Source organism: uncultured Paraglaciecola sp. (assembly GCF_937123705.1).
Classification (GTDB): Bacteria; Pseudomonadota; Gammaproteobacteria; order Enterobacterales; family Alteromonadaceae; genus Paraglaciecola.
The window spans coordinates 45,186-71,086 of record NZ_CAKZKO010000118.1 but is presented as its reverse complement, the minus strand read 5'-3'; the positions used below and the strand labels follow the sequence as shown (position 1 = coordinate 71,086).

The 25,901-nt window shown below is 41.5% G+C and carries 20 protein-coding genes; 9 read left to right on the top strand and 11 right to left on the bottom strand.

What is annotated here, in order from left to right; genetic code table 11:
- Positions 1-129 precede the first annotated feature (129 nt).
- On the top strand, positions 130-969 hold the full coding sequence (locus Q0688_RS14775; RefSeq protein ID WP_299078288.1) for a mechanosensitive ion channel domain-containing protein: 840 nt from the start codon (positions 130-132) through the stop codon (positions 967-969).
- Between the two features lie 84 nt (positions 970-1,053).
- On the opposite strand, the gene Q0688_RS14770 is transcribed toward Q0688_RS14775, so the two are convergent.
- Positions 1,054-1,905, bottom strand: a complete 852-nt coding sequence (locus Q0688_RS14770; protein WP_299078285.1) for an alpha/beta hydrolase-fold protein — start codon at positions 1,903-1,905, stop codon at positions 1,054-1,056.
- 247 nt (positions 1,906-2,152) lie between these two features.
- On the opposite strand from Q0688_RS14770, the gene Q0688_RS14765 reads away from it, so the two are divergent.
- Both Q0688_RS14765 and Q0688_RS14760 read left to right on the top strand, forming a co-directional pair.
- Positions 2,153-2,386, top strand: a complete 234-nt coding sequence (locus tag Q0688_RS14765; RefSeq protein ID WP_299078258.1) for an RNA-binding protein — start codon at positions 2,153-2,155, stop codon at positions 2,384-2,386.
- A gap of 300 nt (positions 2,387-2,686) precedes the next feature.
- Positions 2,687-3,601, top strand: a complete 915-nt coding sequence (locus Q0688_RS14760; protein ID WP_299078255.1) for a universal stress protein — start codon at positions 2,687-2,689, stop codon at positions 3,599-3,601.
- On the opposite strand, the gene Q0688_RS14755 is transcribed toward Q0688_RS14760, so the two are convergent.
- Complete coding sequence (locus tag Q0688_RS14755; RefSeq protein WP_299078252.1) at positions 3,602-3,844, bottom strand: DUF6868 family protein; 243 nt, start codon at positions 3,842-3,844, stop codon at positions 3,602-3,604.
- A gap of 49 nt (positions 3,845-3,893) precedes the next feature.
- A complete protein-coding gene (locus Q0688_RS14750) occupies positions 3,894-4,664 on the bottom strand; it encodes a helix-turn-helix domain-containing protein (RefSeq protein WP_299078249.1) in 771 nt (256 codons plus the stop codon).
- 305 nt (positions 4,665-4,969) lie between these two features.
- Between Q0688_RS14750 and Q0688_RS14745 the strand changes: the two genes are divergently transcribed.
- The gene (locus Q0688_RS14745; RefSeq protein WP_299078246.1) at positions 4,970-6,646 is read left to right on the top strand and encodes a diguanylate cyclase; all 1,677 of its coding nucleotides are present in this window, start codon (positions 4,970-4,972) and stop codon (positions 6,644-6,646) included.
- A gap of 49 nt (positions 6,647-6,695) precedes the next feature.
- On the opposite strand, the gene Q0688_RS14740 is transcribed toward Q0688_RS14745, so the two are convergent.
- Together Q0688_RS14740 and Q0688_RS14735 are read right to left on the bottom strand one after the other, a co-directional pair.
- Entirely contained in the window at positions 6,696-7,763 is a 1,068-nt protein-coding gene (locus Q0688_RS14740; protein WP_299078243.1) for a patatin-like phospholipase family protein, read from the bottom strand.
- A 24-nt stretch (positions 7,764-7,787) separates the two neighbouring features.
- Positions 7,788-8,180 carry a VOC family protein gene (locus tag Q0688_RS14735; protein WP_299078238.1) on the bottom strand — a complete coding sequence of 131 codons (393 nt, stop codon included), beginning with the start codon at positions 8,178-8,180 and terminating at the stop codon, positions 7,788-7,790.
- A 282-nt stretch (positions 8,181-8,462) separates the two neighbouring features.
- Between Q0688_RS14735 and Q0688_RS14730 the strand changes: the two genes are divergently transcribed.
- A complete protein-coding gene (locus Q0688_RS14730; RefSeq protein WP_299078235.1) occupies positions 8,463-8,969 on the top strand; it encodes a PTS glucose transporter subunit IIA in 507 nt (168 codons plus the stop codon).
- On the opposite strand, the gene Q0688_RS14725 is transcribed toward Q0688_RS14730, so the two are convergent.
- Together Q0688_RS14725 and alr are read right to left on the bottom strand one after the other, a co-directional pair.
- Positions 8,966-10,519 (bottom strand): sodium:solute symporter, encoded by a 1,554-nt coding sequence (locus Q0688_RS14725; protein WP_299078232.1) that lies wholly within the window; start codon positions 10,517-10,519, stop codon positions 8,966-8,968. The genes Q0688_RS14730 and Q0688_RS14725 overlap by 4 nt on opposite strands.
- 65 nt (positions 10,520-10,584) lie before the next feature.
- Positions 10,585-11,676 carry an alanine racemase gene (alr, locus tag Q0688_RS14720; protein ID WP_299078229.1) on the bottom strand — a complete coding sequence of 364 codons (1,092 nt, stop codon included), beginning with the start codon at positions 11,674-11,676 and terminating at the stop codon, positions 10,585-10,587.
- Positions 11,677-11,963: 287 nt separating this feature from the next.
- On the opposite strand from alr, the gene murQ reads away from it, so the two are divergent.
- Both murQ and Q0688_RS14710 read left to right on the top strand, forming a co-directional pair.
- The gene (murQ, locus tag Q0688_RS14715; RefSeq protein ID WP_299078226.1) at positions 11,964-12,887 is read left to right on the top strand and encodes an N-acetylmuramic acid 6-phosphate etherase; all 924 of its coding nucleotides are present in this window, start codon (positions 11,964-11,966) and stop codon (positions 12,885-12,887) included.
- Positions 12,877-14,064, top strand: coding sequence for a DUF1343 domain-containing protein (locus Q0688_RS14710; protein ID WP_299078223.1), 1,188 nt, complete (start codon positions 12,877-12,879; stop codon positions 14,062-14,064). The genes murQ and Q0688_RS14710 overlap by 11 nt, the downstream gene beginning before the upstream one ends.
- Positions 14,065-14,107: 43 nt before the next feature.
- Here the strand turns inward: Q0688_RS14710 and Q0688_RS14705 are convergent, their stop codons facing one another.
- The 4 genes from Q0688_RS14705 to Q0688_RS14690 all read right to left on the bottom strand — a co-directional run bounded on the left by Q0688_RS14705 (position 14,108) and on the right by Q0688_RS14690 (position 21,370).
- A complete protein-coding gene (locus Q0688_RS14705) occupies positions 14,108-14,956 on the bottom strand; it encodes a MurR/RpiR family transcriptional regulator (protein WP_299078220.1) in 849 nt (282 codons plus the stop codon).
- Positions 14,957-15,170: 214 nt separating this feature from the next.
- Entirely contained in the window at positions 15,171-16,370 is a 1,200-nt protein-coding gene (locus Q0688_RS14700) for a DUF5009 domain-containing protein (RefSeq protein WP_299078217.1), read from the bottom strand.
- Between the two features lie 10 nt (positions 16,371-16,380).
- Positions 16,381-18,198 carry a beta-N-acetylhexosaminidase gene (gene nagZ / locus Q0688_RS14695; protein WP_299078214.1) on the bottom strand — a complete coding sequence of 606 codons (1,818 nt, stop codon included), beginning with the start codon at positions 18,196-18,198 and terminating at the stop codon, positions 16,381-16,383.
- Positions 18,199-18,355: 157 nt separating this feature from the next.
- Positions 18,356-21,370: a TonB-dependent receptor gene (locus tag Q0688_RS14690; protein ID WP_299078211.1), complete on the bottom strand. Its 3,015-nt coding sequence runs from the start codon at positions 21,368-21,370 to the stop codon at positions 18,356-18,358.
- Between the two features lie 437 nt (positions 21,371-21,807).
- Between Q0688_RS14690 and pbp4b the strand changes: the two genes are divergently transcribed.
- Positions 21,808-24,237 carry a penicillin binding protein PBP4B gene (pbp4b, locus tag Q0688_RS14685; RefSeq protein ID WP_299078350.1) on the top strand — a complete coding sequence of 810 codons (2,430 nt, stop codon included), beginning with the start codon at positions 21,808-21,810 and terminating at the stop codon, positions 24,235-24,237.
- 18 nt (positions 24,238-24,255) lie between these two features.
- Positions 24,256-25,872 carry a serine hydrolase gene (locus Q0688_RS14680; protein WP_299078208.1) on the top strand — a complete coding sequence of 539 codons (1,617 nt, stop codon included), beginning with the start codon at positions 24,256-24,258 and terminating at the stop codon, positions 25,870-25,872.
- Positions 25,873-25,901: the final 29 nt, after the last annotated feature.

The window sequence follows — 25,901 nt, the reverse complement described above, 5'->3', positions numbered from 1 at the left end:
AAATTGACTAGACAACTATAAGTAGAAACCAATAATGAAAACCTCCTAGGTATTTATCATAGTCACTGGCCCTGCCAAATGTTGATGATATGAGCAGCGCTGTTTATTCTAAACAACAGAGGATCCACCATGGAATTAGATGAAAAACAGTTACACACTTTTTACGACAAAGTTATTGCTTTAGGAACAGAATACGGCACGCAATTGCTACTCGCGATCGCGGTACTTGTCATTGGTTTATGGATTATTAGCAAGCTCAGTAATTTTGTTAGACGTTACACCATGAAAAGTCTACCCGACGAAACCCTAGCGAAATTTTTAACCAATATTTTTGAAATCATTCTAAAAGTTTTGTTAGTGATAAGTGTTGCTTCCATGGTGGGTATTGAAACCACATCTTTTGTGGCCATCATAGGTGCAGCAGGTTTAGCCGTTGGTTTAGCTTTACAAGGTAGCCTCTCGAATTTTGCCGGTGGCGTCATGATTTTAATATTTCGCCCCTTTAAGGTAGGAGACTACGTAGGAGCCCAAGGCTTAGAAGGTGAAGTCACCGATATTGGCATTTTTGTCACCTCTCTTATGACCTTTGATAAGCGCAAACTCATTGTGCCAAATGGTCCACTAGCGAATGGCAATATCATCAATTACACCGCCAGCGAAGTACGAGCGGTTGAGATATCTATTGGGATTTCTTACTCTGATGATATAGCCAAGGGTAAAGCGGCCATGGAAGAGGTTTTAAAAGCAGATCCTAGAGTATTGCAAGACGAAGCCAATGTAGTGGCAGTAGTCGATTTAGGAAGTAGTTCGGTGGACTTTTTAGTCAGAGCATTTGCGAAAACCGATGACTATTGGTCATTGTTTTTTGATATTCGACCCGCACTTAAAGCAGCGGTGGAAGACGCAGGATTAACCATTCCTTTCCCACAACGGGATATCCATATGATCCAAGAAAGTGCTCAAGATTAAGGTTTATTCCTTACCTTAAGCACTCAATAAAATAGGCGCTTTTCATAATAATGAAATGCGCCTATTTTATTTCTAACGCTGCAATTAGAAACTTGGCTGCTGTTGAAATAACCATTGAATAGCTTCTGAGAATTCAGTTCGCCACAGCTGCTCGTGGTGTTCATTGTGTAATGCTCGTTTAAATTCCATATTATTGCGTGGGTGACCTTGCTGCCGAAGTTGGCGTTGCATTCTATGAGTATCTGCTATCATGCCGTCACCTTCTTTGTCGCTATACATCACGTATAAACGGCTATCTAACGGCATTTTTTGGGATTGTGTAAAAGAAAATACATCCTCTGAATACCAATAGTCAGGCGAAAAGATCCCCGCTTTACTGAATACCTCAGGATAGGCATGTAACCCATAATGAGAAATTAACCCACCCATAGAACTCCCCATGATTGCAGTATGCAAACGATCCGACTTAGTACGAAAATTGCTATCAATATAGGGCTTTACCACTTCTACTAAAAAGTCCATATATTGCTCGCCTTGAGGCACACCAAAGCGTTTATTTTCCCAAGGTGACAACTCGTTCATGCGCTGCTCACCGCCGTTATCTATGCCAACAACAATTAGCTCTAGCCCTTGCTTCGCAGCGATTTCATTCAGTAATTCGTCTACTCCCCACTCTGTTGAATCTGCGGTTTTATTATCAAACAAATTTTGCCCATCGTGCATATAAACTACCGAGTAGCGTTTATCTGATTGATAATAGCTAGGTGGCAAGTACAAACGTACAGTTCGCTGCCTATCTAGCTTAGGCATTATAAATTGGTAAGGTAAAACCTGTACATTATCTGTCGCACTCGAAATCTCTATTGATTTATCACAAGCACATAGTAAAAAAGCCAGTAATACCCATGCTTTTTGAACAACGAATTTATAGCTCATACTTGTCTCATAAATGGTTGCAAGTGGGTTAATCTCATTGATTGAATTGTCTGTACAAATAAATTCACGCTTGAAGCTGTTCCTGTTAAAAATAAACACATACTAATGGTTGCCTTGATAGTAACAATCTTAAGGATTGGTTTATATCATCTATTTCTCTTTGCTCTCTTTCTAAAATCAGATCCTATGCTCATTAACTGTTATGATCAGATCCTTATAAAAGCTTAACCAAGAAGTGACAAACAAAATGAAGATACTAATTAGAAATCTAGACCGTGAAACCAGCGAACAAGAGTTACAAGCAGCGTTTGAGGTACATGGAACAGTGCAGTCGTGCGACATAGTCAAAGAAAAATCAAATGGTTTATCTAAAGGTTTTGGATTTGTCGAAATGCCCAAAGCCGGTGATGCCAAAGTGGCGGTAAAAACCCTTAACGACACTATGTTAGGTGCGAACAAGATCAGAGTTAAATACGCTTAGGTTAGAGCCTTACCAATAGACTCAGCAATGAGTTACCCAATAAAAGCTACTTTTCCTTCTGTTAGTACTTAGCCTGCTCACCAAAGTAAGGCATCAACATGAAATCGTTAACTTAGTAAGTAAATCCTATTTCTTACATCCACAATCGCCTGTATTGCATGCCCATTTGATTGAAAATGTTCGAAAAGTATTAACTTATTCAGGATCAGGGGCATTTAGCTTTGGCTGCTTGATCTGTATCAAACAACTAATATGTAGTCTCGCTATAGTTTATATAGGTAAATTATAGGGAGACTACATATGAAAACACCTAAACAAATACTCGTAGTGATTAGTGGCAGGCACGCCCAACATCCAGCCTTAGAAAGAGCACTGACATTTTCCAAAAATGAAGATTGTCACATCCATTTATTTAATGTCATGTACGAACCAGGTATAGAGATAACTGATTTCATCTCCAAGGAACATGGAAAAGAAATGAAAAGCCAATATATGGCTGACAGAAATTTATATATGGATAGTCTTGCTGACGAATTACACAAAAAAGGGATCAGTTGTAGTGTGAGCCTAGCTTGGCATCGAGAGTTACACCAAGCTATAGAAGAAAAAGTTGATGAACTTGATCCTGACTTAGTGATCAAGCGCATTTCAGCTGAGGCAACAAACCTCAACCCTTTTGCTATGCCAACCGATAGACATTTACTGCGTTATTGCAAAGCCCCTCTTTTATTGATTAAACATGGGTGTTGGGCAAAAAAACCTATTTTGGCCGCTATCGATCCCACAGCTATGGATGCCAAGCACACTCAGCTCAATCACCACATACTCGAATATTCGAAATATCTTGCCAAGTTTACCGGTGCACAATTACACAGCGTAAACACCTATGAGATACCTGGCATGGTACCCACCATGGGATTAAGCTGGGAAAATATCAATTTTGAAAACATTAAAACAGATACCAGCAATGCTCATAAAGACAAAATGGAAAGCATACTTAAAGAGCACGACTTATTTACTCGCCCCTACCATGTTATTGAAGGCCGAGCAGACACAGCTATACCTAAGTTAGCGAATAAGATTGATGCTCAACTACTAGTTTTAGGTACGGTTGGTAGAACCGGCGTATCTGCAGCCTTTATAGGCAACACCGCAGAACATGTTTTAGCTAATATGAACTGCGATATTTTGACACTGAAACCCAGTACAGCTTAGTTACTCAATAATACTTAGCGCTATATATGGCGCTAAGTTAAAAACAAACAAAAGCAATTTGAACAGCCCCATGCCACTGTAATTAACCAAATCAAACTGTTGCTCTGTAAGACTAAACCACTTGCTATGCATCAAATGTAACCAATCGTGCCCTAAACTAAATAACAAAGCCCAAATCAACAACACAGAATAGTTAAATAATGTGCACCAAGCGAAAAAATTTACTAAATCTGAAAGATACATGTTATTTCCTAAATATAAATTATTGAGAAAAGAGTATTAAGTCATCAACTTAGGCCACTCTTGTTTGAATGGTATTTGCATCGCTAGGGTTTGGTGTCAATAAAATATGTGGGTCACGCTCAAGAGTTAGGCATTGATTCAGTTTCTCCAAACTTAAAATTTTAACGCGCCGTCTTTGTACTTCAATAATATTGTCTTGTTGTAACTGAGTAAGTAACCGACTCACTGTTTCAATCGCCATGCCTAAATAATTAGCAATATCTACCCGAGTCATGCTCAAATCAAACTCCTTAGCCGACAACCCACGTTGCAAAAATTGTGCAGACAAATCTAATAAAAATGAACTCAAGCGTTGCGCAGAATTCATATTGTTTAAACTCAATAAAAACCTATCTTCATTATTCAACGCATGACTCATACCTTGCAATAAGTTAGATCTTATACTTGCTGAATTGGCCATGGCATTATCCAATTCACCTAAACCAATTCGGCAAACGCTGCTGGTTTCCAGAAATTTAATCGATTGTGAATGGGAGCCATTATCAAATCCATCCAGACCAATTAAATCACCCGGATAGTGAAAACCACTAATTTGTTCATGGCCACAATTTGCCAAAATCGACGACTTGGCTGAACCACTGCGTAAAATATAGATAGCGTCAAATGTCTGACCTGAACGAAATAGAATGTCAGATTTATGATAAATTTTGTGAGACCTTACTTTGGACTCTGCACTATTTTTATCGCTTTGACCAAAGCAAATACCAGACATAATGCAATGTTGGCAAAGGGATGTCTGCTGTGCTGTAGATTTAGTCATATTACTGTCCTCAAAATCTTTCAAAAGTTAACACTTATTGATATAAGTCAAGGCTAAATACTAGAGATTAGCTTAAGGATCTGATATTCGTTTTTCTGCGTAATTTACTTCGGTAAATACCTACCCCACAAAAAACTGTCAATTGGCCCAAAACTAATACCATTCATAATAGATAGCTATGAAAAATCAATGAATCCCCCCAAGAACTGATAATTTCCTGTACATATAACTTGTAAATCAGTAAGTTATAAAAATGTTAATTGCATTATTGGTTAGATTGTAGAATTAATGCAAAAAGGATAATAATGACTTCCAAATTAGAACAAAAATTAGCCGACTTTCGCGTCACTTTTATTTCAGAATTCAATGAAAAGCTGACGGTTTTAGTTGCCTTATGGTCAGAAGCGAAACAAACCCTGTCTACTGACACAATCAGACAATTTAGATTTGAAGTACACAGTATTAAAGGCGCTAGTAGCTCTCTAAATTTCTTGGCCTTAAGCGACAAACTAAATATCATCGAAGAAGAAATTTCTGGTTGGCAAGATAAAACTAGGCATTTTGAGCAAGTCATTTCGACTGTTGATACGCAGATGAATACAATAATCGAGGCGTCAAAAACCACTCCCAATACACTCCTTAAGGTAAAAGAACTTTCCTCTAACTATAAAGAATTACGGGATCCATCAAACATAAATCAAGAAATCATCCCTAAATCTTATCAGGAGATAAGAATTGCAATAGTGGATTACAATAAAACAACACTATCCGTAAACGCCAAGTTTTTGGCAGAGTTTGGATTTATAATTGATCAATTCGACTCGATAGAACAGCTCGACCAGGTGTTCGATCAAAAAGCAAACAGCTACAGCTTAGTTCTTATTGATACCGACAATATACCAAATAATAAACAGCAAATATTTACCTTCGCGGCCAAAATGAACACCCTTAATAACGATGTCTTCATTTTATCCTCTTCTAACACGTTTGAAGATAGAGTTGCGGCCGTAAGAGCAAAGGTTAATGAATACCTATTAAAGCCCGTTAATATCACAACCTTAGTATCTAAAATTCGCAAAAATTTCAAAATTGATTTAATCAGACCTTACAGAATTTTACTGTTAGATGACCAAACGATAGTCGGCAATTTCTACAAAACATTGTTAGAAGACACCCACGTTGAAGTACTGGCCATTAGCCAACCAGAGACCATTATGGTTGAACTAGAGTCATTTCATCCCGACGTGTTTATGTTAGATATGCACATGCCGAATATCAGCGGAATAGAAGTAGCACGTTTACTACGTCAGCAAGCTAAATATGATTATGTACCTATTATATTTCTTACCTCAGATGACAACATCAACACTAAGCTTGAGGTGTTAGAATGCGGTGCTGATGACGTCATTTTAAAAAATACCCCACCAAAAATCATCGTTCAGCAAGTAGATAGCCGGATCCAGCGAGGTCAAGAAATTCGTTATCTCGCATCTAGAGACAGCTTAACTGGGGTACTGAACCACGGGCAGATTATGGAATCTGCGTTTCATGCCCTTAGGCTTGCATCGCGTCAACATAAACCCACTGTGGTTGTGATGATTGATCTGGATCATTTCAAAGCGGTAAATGATGAATATGGCCACGTAGGCGGCGATAAAGTCCTTATTTCATTGGGGCAGCTTTTACTGCAATCGGTTCGAGATACAGACTATGTGGGCCGTTATGGCGGTGAAGAATTTATGGTGGTGTTTAGCGACGCAGATCCTAACGTAATCGAAAGTAAAATGAATAATATTTTAACTTCCTTCTTACACATTAATTTTACTATTGCTAAACAATCCTTTAATTGTAGTTTTAGTGCCGGTTTAGCCAGTTCAACTCATCATAAAAAACTCAGCGAGTTAATATCAGCCGCCGATAGCGCTTTATACAAAGCTAAGCATGGCGGTAGAAGCCAAGTATGTGTTGATGAACAAGAGTAACCCTCTGCGTACCTAAGGGCTCTTTAGCTAACCAAAGTAGCGCGCCCCATCAAATCAACTCAATTGGCTTGATACGCTCAGTCACCTTTTGATTATCACACATATCTTTAAACGCGCTCCCGAGTTTATCACTTTGCGAAATCACCTGCTGCCAGTAGGCAATTCGCTGCTCTGCGGGCATAGTTTCAAAGTCTTTTCGGTCAGGTATTTTGCCGTAAGGTAAACTCGCAACAAATTCATCACTCGGCACTAGCATAACCACGTCATCATAACTACTAGCATGGGGTAAGCGCCTTTTCAGTGATTTATCAAACCAACCCGGTATAGGCTTTGAATAAAAATGCGGATACAACACCAAACCTTTTTGTGGGCCGAAAGTTAAATCAAAATGGTAATCAATAATCCCCCCATCTCGATACATACCTGGTGGTGCCCCAGCAATATTTTTAACCCCTTCAATGACAATAGGAATAGAGCCAGACGCCATTAGTGCTTGTGGTAAATTTTTTGCTGTTAAAGGCACTGAGTATGATGGCATAGTGTTGGGATCTAGGATTTGCAAATTGGCGTCAGGTGACGAAAATAAAAAGCGCTGATAAAACCTTTCAAGCCACTTACGCTTAAGCATATTCGCACTGGCGCTGGCCAGTAACCCAGTAATTTGCAAAGGTTTGAATTCAAATTGTGTTAAACCTTTGCATTTCGCCACAATAAAATGGGCTTTAATAATGGGATTGTTGATAATTTCATCGCAACCTTTGTCGCCCAACACATAATCCAGCAAAGCCGTGCCTTTATCGGTAATTTCTTTAGCCGTTGGTTTATCAGAATAAACAGTTTGCGAATAACACTCGGCTAAACGATTAATTGCCGCTAAGGGATCATTTTGTGCAAAACAAGCAAATCGAAAGGCACCTGCCGATGAACCTATAATATTGAGTGGCCGTGTACGTCCTGCAAAAAACTCAGGAAAAATATAGCGGTCAAGCCCAGCTAAAACAAACCATTTAGGGCCACCCGATGCCCCCAGCATATAATCAAATAAATCCGCACTAAATCCCTCTTTTCTAATACGTGCAAGGGCATTTTTCCCAGCATAAATATCCAGCACTTGCATATTTTTTCGTTCTCAACTTTAAAATTACTTATCTTGACCAGTCTCATCAAAAACCGCACAAACAGCGCCTGCAGGATCTTGTATAACTGCGTAATGGCTAGCATCACTGAGTTTTTTGACCGGTGTTAAAACTCTGCCGCCGAGTTTAACAACTTGAGCAATAGATGCATCTAAATCATCAACCTTTATGTACATCATCCATTGAGCCGGGAGGTCGTGATTTACCCCCGTGGCATGGCACACCCCTGCAACCCCTGAATTCGAATCAGGCGTATGCATAGCGTAATCGTCATACTCCCCCATACTAACGGCCTGGCTTTTCCAACCTACAACAGCACTATAAAATTCACTTACTTGTTTAGCCTTAGGCACAGTTAAATCAAACCATGCCACTGAGCCTGTTTCTGATTTGTTCATAATTCCCACCCTAAATGATGTAATTTCAAGCAACACCAAATGATAGCGCGTTTTGCAACCAGCCGTAAATAATCTATATTAATCAGTGAATTAAATAACATATAACGAGTACTCAACAGAGTTATCCACAGCTACAGTGGATAAACCCAACTTGACATCATCATAGCCAGCTGTTTTGCTACTTACTACCCAATCACCTTAAAATCAAATTGCCATTTTGAAGATAAACTCAAACTATGCACAATCAAATTTTTTCAACCTGCTGTATTCAATCCATCTAGAATGGGATTATTTAATCGCTTAGTAGACACTAAATCAGTGCCACCACATAAAAAATCTATAGAGATAGCCAGTCCAATGAGCGGCACAGTGGTACCTTTAGATGAGGTGCCCCATGCGCTTTTTACAGGGCGAGTATTTGGTGAAGGCGTAGCTATCAAGCCTTCTGGTTACCAAGTTTTAGCGCCTTTTTCTGGCACTATGATGCATTTTCCAGAACTCGCTAATCAAATAAGAATTAAGGCAAAAAACGGACTGCAATTGCAAATTCAGCTGGGGATAGACTCGCACCTTTTAATGGGTGAAGGATTTAAACGGCTAGTAAAACAACAGCAACACTTTGAGCAAGGGCAACTGCTGGCAGAATTTTCATTGGTAAAAATGAAACAACAACTCCCCAGTATTCTATGCCCAATTACTATACTCAATAGCGATAAAATAGCGGCAATACAAGGCCACTATTTTCAGGTTCTCCCTATGCAAGATACAATAATGACACTGTATATTTAGTCGGCTGTGGTTTTGCCTGCAAGGCAAATTAAGGTAGATATTGTGGCACCAATCACTAACTGCCAGGTAAATGCCAAGTCAAATTGCCAAGCAAGGGGGAGATATAGCGACTGTACATAAGGCTGCATAAGTATTGGCACAACAAATCCTATCAGCAATGCGGTAACAATGGATTTTGGACTGCCGCGCTTTGAAAATAGCGCCGTAAAATAAATACCTAACAGTCCACTATATGAAAACACCATAACACTCAAAGCAAAGGCTAAAAGCGGCGTATCGGTATATTGCTGCCAGTAATAACAAAGTAATGCAACGCTGCCTAATGCCAAGGCCACTAATCCCATACTCCAGCGCCCTGCACGTACTAAGTTTTGTTCACTGATTTGAGCTCCTTTGTGCCACCAACCTCGATAAATATCTTGTACTGCGACAGACGACATAGAGTTTAATCCTGAATTCAGGGTCGATAGCGCGGCCGCCACTATGCCTATGGTAACCACAGCTTTGATGCCGTTTGGTAGACTAGTGAGAACATAGTACATAAAAATAGTCACGGTTTGCCCTTCAAATTCGGGGACAGGCGCGCCATTTGCGGCTTGTGCCATGACGTCAGGGCGTTGATAAAAGATAAACAGTAACAATCCAATGCAAATAAACACTAGGACCACAGGGATCCCCATCACTATCGACGAAACCAAGGCCTTAGTAGCACTTTTTGCGTCTTTGCAGGTTAACATGCGCTGGGTCACATCCTGATCCAAACCAAAAGCGGCAATATTTAACAATACAAAGCCGGTTAAAATTGACCAAATATTAAATACACCGGCGCTACTGAAATCCACTTCAAAATCCACAAAAGTAAGCTTTGAGGATTGGCCGACAGCGGGAGTTTGCAATACCTCAATCATCTCACCCGTGCTAAGGGGAATGGCCGAGATTAAATGCCCAAGAACCAGTATAGCCGCGCCGACATATATCACGCACTGCACCACATCAGAATATATAACGGTGCGGATCCCGCCGTACACTGTATAGGTAAAGCCCACAACAGTAATAATCACAATAGCGATAGCAACAGAGCTGGGCGCTACATCTCCAAATAGAATCATGGCCACAGCGATTGCGGCCATAAATAATCGTGCGCCGCTTGCAAACAAACGACCAAATAAATACACCAAGCCAGCTTGATATTTGGCATTGTCACCAAAACGAGTGCCCAGCAGTTCGTAAACTGTATAAGCCTTGAGGGCATAAAATCTAGGTAATAGAAATTTTGCTACAAATACAGCGGCAATTAACCCCGCCACATTGGTGGTTAAGTAGGTAAAGTCACCACGATAGCCTTGATCAGGCCCACCTAAAAACGTTGCCGCCGATTGGGAGGTCGCAAGCACCGAAATACTCACGGTCCAAATGGGCATACTGTTGCCACCTAAAAAGTAATCCTTGGTATTTTTAGCCCGACCATTAAACACATACCCCGAAATAAGTAGCACAACAAGATATAACGCAAAAACAGCCATATCTAAGCCAGTATATTGATCAATCACTTTGGGGTACTCCTAGTTGATAAAAGCCATATATATTATTTTCACTAAAGCAAAATACCCTTGTCTTAGTGTTCAGCCGTTGAGGTATAAATACGTTTAACCCGAGGTGAAATTCTGGTCAACAATTCGTAGGAAATGGTACTGGCACATTCGGCCACCTCTGCTACCGACAAATGCTCTCCCCAAAGCTCCACCTTATCGTTAACCTCAACCTGCGGCAGGTCTGTGACATCGAAGCTTGACATATCCATAGACACTCGCCCCACCAAGGCAATTCGTTTGCCGTGTAACCAAGCGGGAGTGTTAGCGCTGGCGTGCCTCGGATAACCATCGGCATAGCCAATTGCCACAGTGGCCAAGGTAGTGGTTCGTTGGGCCACCCAGCTTTGCCCATAGCCCACACTATCCCCTTTTTCGAGGGTTCTAAGGGCGATAATGGGCGCGCTCAAGGTCATCACAGGCTGTAATTCAACTAGCTTGTTTGTGGGGGGTTGAGCACATCCGTATAGAGCAATACCCAAACGGTTCCAGCTACCGTGAGAGATAGGCCATTGCAGTATGCCAGCGGAGTTGGCCAGGCTAAAAGCAAGGCCATACTGATTCGCCAAATCGGTGAGCTTTTTAGTCTGCTGCAGCGTAAAGCCATTATCTGGCTCATCTGCACAGGCCAAATGGCTACATAGCACCGTACTATCACGCAATAGCTCAGAATGTGCGGTCAAAAGGCTATCAATTTCTGAAAATTCAATACCTAACCGGTGCATCCCAGTGTCGACCTTTATCCAAATATGTGGGCGCTGGCCCGCATCTAAGGTTAGTAACCAGTCAAAATGTTCGCTGCGATGTAACATCACCCAAAAATTTTTCTCATGAGCCAGTTTCATCTCATCCCGGCTCATAACGCCTTCAAGTAATAAAATCGGTTGCTCAATACCCTGTTCACGTAGCTGAATCGCCTCGTCAATAAAAGCCACGGCAAAGCCATGGGCGTCGCTTGTCAATGCTTTAGCAATAGCCACGGCACCGTGTCCATATGCATCGGCCTTAATTACGGCTAAGGTTTGGCTGTTGTTAGCTAAAGCAGCCATCTTCCGAAAATTATTCACAGCTGCATCGACATTAATATGGGCGTAGGTTTGCCTTTCGAACAGTTTCATTCTGTTTCTCTTAGTTATCCGCGTTACGTGTTTGTTGTACACCTAGTGCCAAGCCATATTGGCTTACCTAAAACCTAGGACTTTAGGCCTGACATTTTACCAAAAATGGTCTTTGCCCTACCCTACTAAGCGTATTATTGTCCAATCATAAATCAATTATTATTTCTTATATACAAAATTTATTGAATAATATATTCTTGAGTTATTCTATTCTTAGGTCTTAAATAAGACCTATTGCTGATAGGCAAATCAACACATTAACTGTACCCATTAGAGTGAAAAGAGTGATGAATAGTAATCCACTATTGAACGAGCTCAACAATATCTTATCAGAAACCCGCAATCCCTCGACCTTAAACATTGACTTGTTATCAACCGAGGCTATTTTGCAAAAAATTAATGAAGAGGATCAAAATGTCGCCTTAGCGATAAAACCAGCATTAGGCAATATAAGTATTGCGGTAGAAAAGATTGTACATACATTGAAAAACAATGGCCGGTTAATCTATATAGGTGCTGGTACCAGTGGACGTTTGGGTATTTTAGATGCCGTAGAATGCATACCCACTTTTAGTATTGGTAAGAATGTGGTTATCGCCATTATCGCTGGAGGTGATAAAGCGGTGAAGGAGGCCGTGGAAGGGGCTGAAGATAATCAACAGGCCGCCATTGAAGATTTAAACGCGGTGAACTTTAATGCCAATGATATTTTAGTGGGCATTGCCGCCAGTGGTCGTACACCTTATGTAGTCGCCGCCCTGGAATACGCACAGCAACTTGGAGCAGTGTCTATTGCAGTGAGTTGTAATCCAAATTCTACTATTGGCAAGGTGGCGAATGTGGATATTTGCGCCGCAGTTGGCCCAGAAGTACTCACGGGATCGACGCGCATGAAATCCGGCAGCGCACAAAAGCTTATCCTTAATATGCTCAGCACCGTCAGTATGATAAAAATGGGTAAAACCTATCAAAACCTAATGGTTGATGTAAATGCCAGCAATGAAAAACTCTATGCAAGAGCACTACTTATTGTTATGCAAGCCACTGATTGTGATGAACACACTGCTACAGCCGCTTTACAGGCTGCGGGAAATGAAGCAAAAATTGCCATTATGATGGTACTTACAGGTACCAATGCTGAAGAAGCTAACTCTCTACTCAAACAAAATGACGGTTTTTTACGCCAAGCCGTTGCATCCAATGGCGCCTAAAGTGAGTTCTATGGGCTTTATTCAACCATTTTGGCTAGTAGTATTAGCAATACTACTAAGTGCCTGTGGCTCACCGCTAGTTTCCCACCCCATACAAGTAGGGGCAACACAAAGCGCGCTATATTTGCCGTTATTAGAAAATAAACGTGTGGCACTAGTGGTTAATCAAACCTCAAGAGTCAATGGTCAGCATTTAGTGGATTTTTTATTGGCCAAAGAAGTCAATGTTGTACGTATTTTTGCCCCAGAGCATGGATTTCGGGGCGATCACGACGCCGGTGCCTATGTAAATAATGATATAGATAGCAAGACAGGGTTACCTATCACCTCTATTTATGGTCAACACAAAAAACCGCCAAAGCACATCATGGATCAAGTGGATATGGTCATTTTTGATATTCAAGATGTGGGGGTACGGTTTTATACCTATATCAGCTCCATGCATTACATGATGGAAGCCGCTGCAGAATCATCGACCCCATTTATGGTCCTCGACCGACCCAACCCCAATGGCCGATTTACCGACGGACCTATCCTTGATCCTGCCTATCAGTCTTTTGTGGGTATGCATCCTATTCCCGTGTTGCACGGTATGACGGTGGCCGAGCTTGCTCGTATGATTAAAGGTGAAAGCTGGTTTAAAAATGCTGATTCACTTGACCTTATCACTATTGCAAACACTCACTACAATCGTAATATGAGCTATGTGCTACCCGTGGCCCCTAGCCCCAATTTACCTAATCACCAAGCAGTACAGTTGTACCCATCGCTGTGCTTTTTTGAAGCTACTCCTGTCAGTGTTGGCCGCGGCACAGACTTCCCGTTTCAGGTCATTGGCCACAACCAAGTACCTTTAGGTGATTTTGCCTTTACCCCAGAGTCGCGGACTGGAGCGGCCTTGCATCCAAAATTACAAGATAAGGCACTATTAGGGATAGATCTGCGCACAAGTTCCCAACAAGGGCTGGATTTACAACTATTGATTAGCACCTACCAGCAATTTAAGGCGGCTAACCTGAACTTCTTTGAACGTGCAGATTTTATGGATAAATTGGCAGGTACTAAGGAATTACGCTTAGCTATTGAACAGGGTAAAAGTGCAAAGCAGATAAAACAAAGTTGGCAATCTGAACTTCAAGCCTTTAAACAGCAACGTCAACCTTACTTGCTTTATTAACCCGAATTCGGGTTATATTAAGCTAAAAAAAGCCCAATAGCCGCTAATGATGGCGCCTGAAATCACTCACCACGGCATTGGTTTTTTCCAATATTTGCCGGCCTTGTCGAGAAGATTGAGTAATAGCGATAAATAAAATATCGATAATAAATTCTTGCGCGGTTCTCGCCAAAATTGATGACAACCTAGCCGATTCGTCATCTGCTACCGAATAGAGTTTCACATCGGCCATCTCAGAGATAGGTGTACTTCCAAAGCGTGTCAAAGATATGATTTTGGCTTGATTACTTTTAGCCTCAGACACGACATTGATAATTTCGTTAGTATTGCCCGACTCACTAATAGCAAACACTAAATCATTGTCGGCTAAGGTTGCGGCAAAAGCTAACTGGGCATGGGTGTCGGCTTCTTCTACTGCCAACATACCTAGCTTTTGCAACTTATAAGAGAAATCTTTACCCACTAGTGCAGAGCCACCCAAGCCACAAATTAAAATCCGCTTAGAAGATTTAAGTAACTCCACAGCCGCCACAAAGGCTTTTTCATCATTCAATTTTTGAGTTTCGTTTAACACCGAGACCTTACTGCTTAGCAACTTATCTGACATTCGGGCGAAACTATCATTAATACCAATTTTGCCGTGCAAATTACTGTTTACACTGGAGATGTTTAAAGCGTCTATGATCCCCATCTTAAATGCAGGATAGCCTTTATAACCCAACTTCTGTGAAAACTTCACCACACTTGACTGACTAACTCCCACTACATTAGCCAGCTCTTGGGACGATAACTCTCGAATAGCGTTAGAAGACTCTAAGGCAAACTTCGCCAACTTCTTTTCACTTGCTGATAAGGAGTCTTTTACCGCTTTGATTTTTGTAAATGTTGACATGGACGCTCACAAATATTTTATTTGCAGATTAAGAATAATTATACCCCATAGATCTGCATTTAATTCAGTTATATTGCAAAAAAAAGTAAAGTTATACAGATAGTTAAGGCAAAAAATGGGCCGATTATTACTAATTGATATTTTATTCTCACAATGATGTTAACCCTAGATTATTTTGGCGGCGCATCGGTAGTACTCATTCACTACAGATTGACTACACCTTCCAAAAAATTTGTCTACGGTACATCGCGAACATCACTAAATATGACAACACCAAAAAGCTAAGGGCATAAGCCAAAGAGCCATTTAGATTGCCAAAAACAGGTTGATATAGATGTTGGAATAACCAGGCTTTCATACTCATGTCGCCGACATAAAACATGATCACTAAACGCCCTACGACACCGGCAAACATAAAAAATGCAATGCTGTTGGCACCAAACACCAAAAATGGGGCACTCCACAGGCGCAATTTATAAATATCCAATATATAGATCAAAGCGGCCAAGGTTAAAGACGCCCACCCCGAACTAAGCAGCACATAACTTGGGGTCCACAACGCTTTATTGATGGGCAGCCATTGACTCCAAGTCAAACCTAACAACAACAGCCCCCCTCCAAAAAGGGCTAAAAACTTGGCCTTATATTCCATAGAATATTTTTCAATGCACAACCACTGCCCGACCAAAACACCGCTCAAGCCACTGACGATTGCTGGCAAGGTACTCAACACTCCTTCAGGATCAAATGCGAAGGGTTGTGCGGAAGAATAATAGAGGTGTGTCTTTGCAAACAACTGACTATCTAACCAAGCACTAAGATTGTTACCGTAATCCAACAACCCAATATACTGGTTGCCTAAATTATCTTGATAGGGAATAGCAGCCATGGCCACCCAATATCCCAGTAAAATAAACAAACCCACTACCAGCAATGGTAATCGTGGCAAAAAGAGCCATAACAACACACAGGCAAAATACACCAATGCAATACGTTGTAACACGCCCATAAAACGGATCTGTAACAGGCGTTCGTTAAACCAGTTGTAATCAACAGCCTTAAAATTGTAATAAAACAGTGCCAAAAAGCAGCCCAGAAAAAACAGTTTAAGCATTCGCACTAAGGCATGTTGCACAATATCCCCGCGGGATTTTCCCTGTTCAAGCTGACGTTGCCCAGAAAGAGTAATAGACACTCCGACAATGAAAATAAAAAACGGAAAGATTAAATCGGTCAATGTCCAACCATGCCATTTAGCATGAAGCAAAGGCCCATAAACATGTTGCCAACTACCTGGATTATTCACCAAAATCATGGCAGTGATGGTCATGCCTCGAAACACATCTAATGCCAGTAATCGATTATCTGGCAAAGCACCGAAGATTGACTGGCAATGAGCTTTAATTGCAAACATATGTTTCCCTCTAATGGATGGTCACAGGTAAATGGCCTGTAGGCTGAATATCGCCGCTTAGCACCTGTGCTAATGCTTTAAAAATAGGCCCTTGGTATTGAGTTATTAAGCGGCCGTAGTCATCCATATACTCCCATCTAGTTAACCGATACGAAAAACTGGCCAATATAGCGTCAGAAAAAGGTGCAACAACATGGCTATTGTAAGGCGTCCGTAAACTGATAAATACCGTGTGCTTACCCAAGTCTTTTGCCGTGCTTAGCAGATTCAGCAGTTGGATATTTTGCTGTTGTTTAGTGCTGCGTTCACTACTGCCTTGAATATCGTCCATGCCCCCTAATTCTGCCAAGCTTTGATCTGGAGTAATATCGGCCGCGATAATAAGATCGACCCCCTGCAAAGCCTGAAGTTCGAGTCTATCGCTGTGACTAGCTAAACCCTGACATTGGATATTTAAGCGCGATAATTGGCGCTTTAATGCAAGATGTAATCCCATACACTTAGTGGTATCTGGCATCACCAACAACACATTTCTCACACTTTCATTAATAGGGAATACTCCGTTATTTTTAATCTTAACGATAGAGTGGTTGGCAAGTTGTTGCTCTAACTGTTTATGCTCTAAGGCCCCTAAAACAGTCTGGGCATTGGCCACAGATTTTTCTATGGGCACAGCCAGTTGCTGGGACAGTCTATAAGTGCTTTTTAGGTTCGCAATCCGCTGAGCCGATGCCTGCATTTCTATGGCGTTTAATTGGCCTGTTTGTACCGCATTAGCCACATTGCTGATCAGTTGTTTTAACTTAGGAATGTCCGATGGACGTCTTATAGATAAAGGCATCAAAGCAATATCGGTACCAGCACTAAATGTCTGAATAACTGCCTCAGTTTGCTTATAATAGTGGGCAATTCCCGCCATGTTTAACGCATCGCTAACAATAATGCCTTTAAAGCCCATTTTGCCTCTAAGAATATTGGTCAAGATTTGACGTGACATTGTGGCCGGCAAAATTACTTTACTACCATCTTTCGCGGTAAATTTGCTGTTATCTAATTGAGGATATTGAATATGCGCCGTCATTATCATGCCAGGATCTGCATTATCGATAACATGTTGAAATGGTTTTAGGTCAACCCTTTCGATTTGTGCTAAGTCGTGCTCAACTCTTGGTAAACCCGTATGGCTATCCACACTGGTATCACCGTGCCCAGGAAAATGTTTTAGTGTCGCAATCATGCCTTGAGCTTGCATCGCAACCAATTGCGCCGTGCCAAGTTGTGCCACTATATTGGGATCTTCGCCAAAAGAGCGCACATTGATCACTGGATTTTGCGGATTAACATTTACATCCACAGTAGGGGCAAAATTAAGGTTAAAGCCTAGTGACAGCAGCTCTTTCGCCATAATGTTGCCCGTTATGCGGGCATATTTATCGCCATGTTGTGCAAAAGTGGCACCAATAGCCATATTACCGGCAAACGAAGTGCCAAGGTTTTGCGGTAAACGCACCACTCGCCCACCTTCTTGGTCAATGGCGATAAACACGGGTCCATGCCCCCCTTTTATAGCCGCCCGTTGAATACTTTGATTTAATGTCAAAATTTGTGCGGTATCTTGCAAATTTTCAGCAAACAAAATAACCCCTCCAATACCCGTATCGGCAATCATATTTATCAATGATTGGGGCAAAGTGGTAACAGGCGTGCGGCAAGGCTTTTGTACCTGATTATCGGCGCAAAAATAACGTAAATCTAGCATCAGTTTTTGTGCAATTATGGCGTTAGTAGCGGGATCCTCAGGCGTTTTAACCGCACAAGAAACACTCATCAGTAAACCTAAAAAGATGAAAACTCTACACAAAGCATGGGGTGTTCTTATTAACATGTTTTACTACTTATTAAATTGAGTATTCATTAATATAAAAAATCCCCGCTATATAGCGAGGATTTTGGATGTTATCGAATCAATAACTACATGCTCAGTTTTAATAAGCCAAACTCACCGACAATTGCACTCTACGTGGATTGATGAGATCGCGTGCTTCACCAAATGTATCGTTACTTACATATGGGTCATAGTTATAACCAGTTTGATTATCAAATAGGTTATATATTTCAGCATCTAAACTTAGCTCTAAATCATCCGTTAACTGGAAGTTTTGTGTATAGGTTAAGTCAAGCTGCCAATGGCTAGCTTCTCGGCGGCTACCCGCAGGCTCAGCATATCGAATGGTTGAACTAGAATAACCATAAAGTGAACCATCCCATGCTTCCCATACATCACCCGATTGATACACAAAGTTGAAACCAATATCGGCATTCCAATCTGTGGTGTAATAACCTAAGGCTTTTAATACATGAGGCTTATCACCATTTAAGTTACCGTACTTACCATCCCAAAGTTGACGACCTTTACCATCACCTAAATTAGACGAACCAATAAACAAGTTACCGTCTGACGAGCCACTGGTAATATCTTGGTCATAATTACCGTAGTAGTGACTCCATACATAAGACACATTTAAGTAAGTATTGTCACCCTTATATTCACCTTCGATACTCCACTCATAATAGGTATTTTTTGAACCATCTAATTCGGCGATAACATAAGACGAACCACCTACTTCGTCGCGGTAAGACTGCAGCTCTTCAATATACAAACCTTTAGCCGCTATATCATCTGGAACAGGACCAAAGGGGCTTTCATAATCGCCGTATAAACGTGCGTTATTCGGTACATCTTCCCAAGGGTGTAAAGCTTTACGCTTACGCACATGGGTGCGGATTAATAATTCATTCGACACAGCTTTTGTCATACCTATAGTAATTTCATCGGTACGGCGTGGCTTTAAGTTTTCTTGAAAGAATTTACCTGATGATCCACTAGCAGGTTGGTCAGCTATATAATCACCAGCCTGATCAAAAAACACCTTCATTTCTTTTTGGCTATTACGGGCCCAAGAAGCGGCGCGCGCTAAAGAAGACGCCTCAGGGTTATAACTTGCAAAGTTAGCGAATAAAGTGGTGTCTGCTGAAAAGTCCCAAGAAATACCTAATCGAGGCTGGATCATATCGGCAAAACCCACATTATACATTTCGTATTTGTGACCTGCTGCCACTTCATACCCAGACACATTGCTGGAGTTTTCTTTCAAGCCTTGACCATATAACACATCATTGCTGAACAAAATCCCGACATTATAGGTAAAATCACCGTGAACAATCTCATCATTCAATTCCAAGTTGAAATTTTCAGAAGAAGAGTTAATCGCCGGAACCACATTGCCAGAGTCGGTTTGTAAACTCATTTGTTGAACGCGTGCTTGATAATAAACCGGTATATCGCCTTCGTAATCGTCAGGTCTCTCGCCGCCTAAAAAGCTAATACTGCCCCAACCATTTGACAATCTAGAGAGAATTTCTACGTTTTCTTTCCATTGGAAACCAATATGCATCTTGTGGCTGCTATCACCGATTTCCATATCGTGATCTAAGCTAATTTCAAAGCTAGTACGCTTGAAGTCTTGATTATCAATCGTTGAGCCGACCCCCACCGAGCCACCAGCAATTAAGTCGCCGTTTGCATCTATGTATCCATATTGATTAATAAGAGGCAATGCCGCCGCGCTGTCGTAGTCTGGATTTTCCAAATCCAATTTAGGAACGTTAAACAAACCTAATGAATCAAGCCTAGACAGATCCAACGAATCGCCAATTCGAGGTGAAACACTTGGGATCAAGTTATCAGGCCCGCCAGCGGTTTCTAGTTTAAATGAGTTATATTGAAAGGTTAAAACCGTGTCGTCACTGATTAAGTAAGAGCCATCAAAAGTAAAAATGTCCTGATCGGCTCTACCACCAACAGAAGTAGAATCCGCGTCATAGGCGCCGACAGATTTGCCTTTTTCTATCCTTTCTGAAGTCCGGTAACTGGTGTTTAATAATAGATCATCGGTCGGTGCCCAAGTTAACTTCCCAAAATATTCGTCTCGAATATTACTGTAATCTTTCACAGGGCCTCGTCCGTTTTCCTTATTCGGTTTTTCATCTTCAGGGCGAAAATAAGACGCATAGAAAAACAATTGATCTTCAATAAGTGGGCCACTGACACTAGTCGTAATCCAGGTTTTGTTCAGATCATATGTTTCGCCATCGGTATCGTCTCTATCTGCTACCAAACTTTGAGGTTGGGTTTGGTATTTTATGTCGGCATGAAATTCGTTGGTACCCGATTTAGACAAGGTATTTATCGACAAACCACCCGCACGATTAAAGCCCACAGCTTTGGCACCACCTCTGTCTACTGTGACACTACCAATATCGTGACTTGAAGGTTCGGAAGCCAAATTACCAAACATAGGTAAAGAGATATCCACCCCATCAAAACCATACTTATTATCACGACCAGAACCACCCGCCGATGGACCCAATGTCGTATATTCTGAATATTGCACCCCAGGCACTATGGCCAAGATATCTCGATAGTTCTGACCAGTAGGTATTTTTTCAATCACGTCTTTACCTAAAGAATTGGTTAAAGACGAATTACCTTCGCGGATAATTTTTGATGCCGTGACATAAATAACTTCTGTGTTGTCGGCGTTTACTTGTTGCAGCGCAATGCTAACGTTAGATGTTTGATCTAAAAACACCTCAGCAGCTGTTTCGCGAACCGTGCCATCAGCCGAAGTAAAGGTAATTTTGTACTTGCCGGGTAATAAAGCGGGCAATGTATAGCTACCGTTTTCTCTAGTAACAGTAGTACGCGCCTTAGGCATAACACTGCTAGTTGCAGTCACTGTTACGCCTGCAACAGACGCGCCAGCCACTTCACTACTCACAGTACCCTTTATACTACCGGCTTGTTGTGCCATAACAGGTGAACTCATTAATGCACCTGTTAGCATAAGGGCCGAAATAGATGTAGCCGGTGCCCTTAATGTATGACGAATAACCTGATGCAGGCGTCGTTTCATAAAATGATTATGTTGTGTTGACATGTGTTTCACCTGTTATTTTTATAAAAATTAAAAATAAGTGATATCGCTATCACAAATTTGGGTATTAAACACTCTTGTTACCACTTAAAACTTCGGACAGAGTAACTTTATTTAACAAATAATAACCAATCACGTCAAGAATAATATTTTCCAATGCTGGCAATATATAGTAATAATTTATATTTAGTTGAGTTACATCAATCTGCAAATGAATGATTCATAAGTGTTTGGGTTCACTTAAAATGGCTATGTCTTCTAGGCATTTTCTATTTTACAATTTGTAGATAGAATCCCTTATTATTGAGCGATAAATATGTGTAGAATAATTATTCCTTATTATTTACATGTTAATAATTATTTATTCTAAAGGTGAAATTGTGATGCTGCACGTGGCTAATTATCCACCAAGATGGAAAAGAACGCGCTTGTCAGGGCGAATGGGCATTATCTATGGGCTACTCATGTTTATCTGTAGCTGCAGCTCTCTACCGCTATCTCATATGCAATCTAAAAACTATAGCCATAGAATTAAGTTTTTAGTGATGCATTATACCGCTATTGATTATCAAAAATCTGTGAAGGCCCTTGTGGACGAAGGAGGCTTGAGTTCACATTACCTGATCCCAGAACGCAACGATCCTAGTTATCAAGACGACAAACTAAAGGTGATCCAACTGGTGGATGAGGCTGGACGGGCTTGGCATGCTGGCCGCAGCGAATGGCAAGGAAGACGGGATTTAAATGATCAATCTATTGGTATAGAAATAGTCAATGTACCTGAATGTATGCGCAGTCACACCAAGGTTGATATACAAAAACACGAGCACGATCCCTCTAGACTGTGTATTTTTCCTGATTACGATCCTAAACAAATAGAACTATTGATCACTTTATCAAAGGATATTCTCGCTCGTAATCCTGATATTTCACCCACAGCTGTCATTGGTCACTCCGACATCGCTCCAACTCGTAAGAATGACCCCGGCCCGCGTTTTCCTTGGTATCAACTGTACCAACAAGGCATTGGCGCATGGTACGACAATAACACTCTCAAAAAATACTGGGAAATGTTTAACGACTACCCACCCACTATTGGCTTAATACAACAGGCATTAGGCGTATATGGGTATGGTATTGTGGAAACAGGCGTTGCCGATAGCCACACCTTAGATACCCTCTCAGCTTTTCAAATGCATTTTTTACCTTGGTCGGTCAATGGCAAACTCGACAGTAAAACCGCTGGCGCGTTGTTTGCCTTAATTGACAAGTATTTTCCCCAGCGAGTAGCGGGTCTTCTAGAACGTTATACTAAAGAACAACAACCCAGTGTGCAGTCCATTGACTTAGGTTACTACCAAGTCAACGACGTGTTTCCTAATACCCAGCGCAGTACGCGGGAATGGGTCAACGACCGCGATACCTTCAAAGGCTACGCCAATGAAGGGCAAATTATAATCGATAATACCGATGCCCACAGTGCCGACATTTACGTAAACGGAGAAAAGCTCAACATAGACTCGCCACTACAACCCTATCATCGCTTTCAATATTCCTTATCACGGCGCACAAAAGACGGTGAAAACACCTTAAGGGTAGAGAATGTTGTACCCGAAGGTAGCAGTATTAGGGTGATGATCCCCTACCCTAGCATTCAACCGCAAAAAACGGGCAATTCAAGCAAGTTTGCTAAAGTTGACGCGCTAATCAACAGTGACATAGAAGCGGGCTTTCCTGGTGCAGTACTTTTGGTTTTAAAAGATCGCAAGATTATCAAGCGCAGTGCCTACGGCTTCGCCCGAAAATATGCCGATGGCGGCCAAGCACTGGCACAGCCTATCGCCATGGAAAGTACTCAATTATTTGATTTAGCGTCCAATACCAAAATGTTTGCCACTAATTTTGCGTTAATGAAACTGGTTTCAGAGGGTAAGCTAGATGTCACACGGCCCATTACTGATTATTTACCCGAATACCAAGGACAAGGCCGCGAAAGTCGGCTAGTGCGGGACTTATTAACTCACACGGCAGGCTACGCTCCACAAGTGCGTTTTTTCACCAAAGACAATAAACTGGGTCCACAGTTTTTTTCTCAAAACAAGCAAAAAACCGAACATCTACTGCTCACAAAAGTCCCCTTTGAAATGGGCCGACAAACCAAAGCCATATACAGTGACACCGACTACATGTTGCTCAGTTTGATAGTGGAACGCATCACCCACAAGCCACTGGATATGTATGTTGAACAAAATATCTATCACGCCCTTGGCCTAAATAACACGCTGTTTAATCCTCTACAAAAAGGGTTTACTAAAAGTCAGTTTGCTGCCACTGAAATTATGGGTAACACCCGAGGTGGAACCGTTGATTTTGATAATGTACGAGCTTACGTATTACAAGGCGAAGTACACGACGAAAAAGCGTTTCATTCACTTGGCGGGGTTGCGGGCCACGCAGGATTATTTTCAACTGTTGATGACTTGGCGGTATTAAGCCAAACCTTATTAAATGGCGGAGGCTACGGTAAAACCAAAATTTTTGATCAGCAAATCTTAGATGAATTTATAAAACCGGAAGAAGGTAATAGTACCTTTGGTTTAGGCTGGCGCCGCGCAGGAAGAGGTCAACGTAAATGGCACTTTGGTCCTTATGCCAGTCCTTATGCCTTTGGTCATACAGGCTGGACAGGCACGGTAACCGTTATCGATCCTAAGTATGACTTAGCGATCATACTACTCACCAATGCCCGTCACAGTGAAATTATTGAGCAAGAAAATGGTAAAGGCCGACAATTTAACGGCAAACTGTTTGAAACAGGCAAATATGGCAGTATTGTGAGTTTGGTTTATGAAGCTGTTTTAGACAATTAGCCAATAGGAAGCGCCTAAATGCCCAGACTATCTGCAACCATTTTACCATTAGCTTACTGCTTATTGATCAGCAGCTTAAGTTTAATCAGCCATGCAAAATCCCCTTCCTTAGATCACAAAAAGATTCAACAAATAATGCACAAGCTGCAGATCCCAGGTGCGGCTATTGGCATAATTAAAAATGGCCAGGTGCATGCTGCCCAAGGGTATGGCGTAAAAACCATAGGGAAAAATTCTGCAGTCGACAGCAATAGCATCTTCAAAATCGCCTCAAACTCGAAGGCTTTTACGGCGGCGGCCTTGGCTATTTTGGTGGACCAAGGCAAGATCAGTTGGCATGGCAAAGTTCAAGATTATTTAACCGATTTTACCTTACACGACCCTTGGGTAAGCAAAGAATTTAACCTAATAGACCTGCTGACTCATAGGAGTGGTTTAGGCTTAGGCGCGGGCGACTTAATGTTGTGGCCAGAGCCTTCCAGCTTTAGCCGACAAGAGGTTTTGCACAACTTACGTTACCTCAAACCCACAGGCGAGTTTCGTAGTGATTATGCCTACGACAATTTATTGTATATCGTTGCCGGTGAGGTGATCCCGGCAGTAACAGGAATTAGTTGGGAGGCTTTTGTAGAGAGGCGTATCATGCAACCTTTAGGCATGAAACACTGTTTTGCCGGTAAGGTAAGTCCTCAAAAGCAAGCTAATGTTGCCACCCCACATGGTATTGTTGATGGCAAACTACAGACCATTATTCGCCCTATTGATGTAAATAAACCCAGTGTCTCTGCTCCAGCAGGTGGCATACAGTGTAGCCTTAACGACATGCTAACTTGGGTAAAGGTTCAGCTTAATCAAGGGCAAACATCTGAAGGTCAACCACTTTTTTCTAAAGCTCAACACAAGATGATGTGGACACCCCATACCATTATGCCCGTGTCGTCACGCAGCAAGCGATTAGACAATACTCATCTAAGTGCCTACGGGTTGGGTTGGCGCATAAATGATATGGACGGTTATTTACAAGTGCACCACACCGGCAGCTTAGCTGGCATGTATTCTTTCGTTAGCTTGTTTCCTGAATTAGACCTAGGCTTTGTGGTACTGACCAACCAACAATCGAGTGCCGCACGCAGCGCTCTGATGTATACCGCAATGAAACCTTTCTTAGGTGACACCACTAGTGATTGGCTAACAACATTTAGCCCGTTGAAAAAACCTTCAGGTGCCACTAGCCGCTCAAATAAGCCAACCAACAAGTTTGTTTTAGCCAATAAAGATAACACCGACTTTGATGCTTTTATTGGCACCTACCAAGATCCATGGTTGGGTAAGTTTTTCATTGAGCAAGTTAAAAATAGCAGCACTGATAAACATGTAATGGCGCTGAAAATCAGCTCGCAGCGGGTCAAAAAATTCGTCGGCACCTTGTATCAACAAGATAATAAAGACAGCTTATTAATCCGCTGGCACGACCGCAGTCTAGAGGCAGATGCCATTATTTATTTAGATCGCGACCACAAGGCTAACGTCAAGGGCATGCACCTAAGACCTGCATCCAAAGACATTGATTTTAGCTACGACTTTCAAGATCTAAACTTTACCAAACTCAGCGCTACAGCACTGAGTGGCCCTTAGCAAAAGGCCTAAAGTGAAATAACATTTAT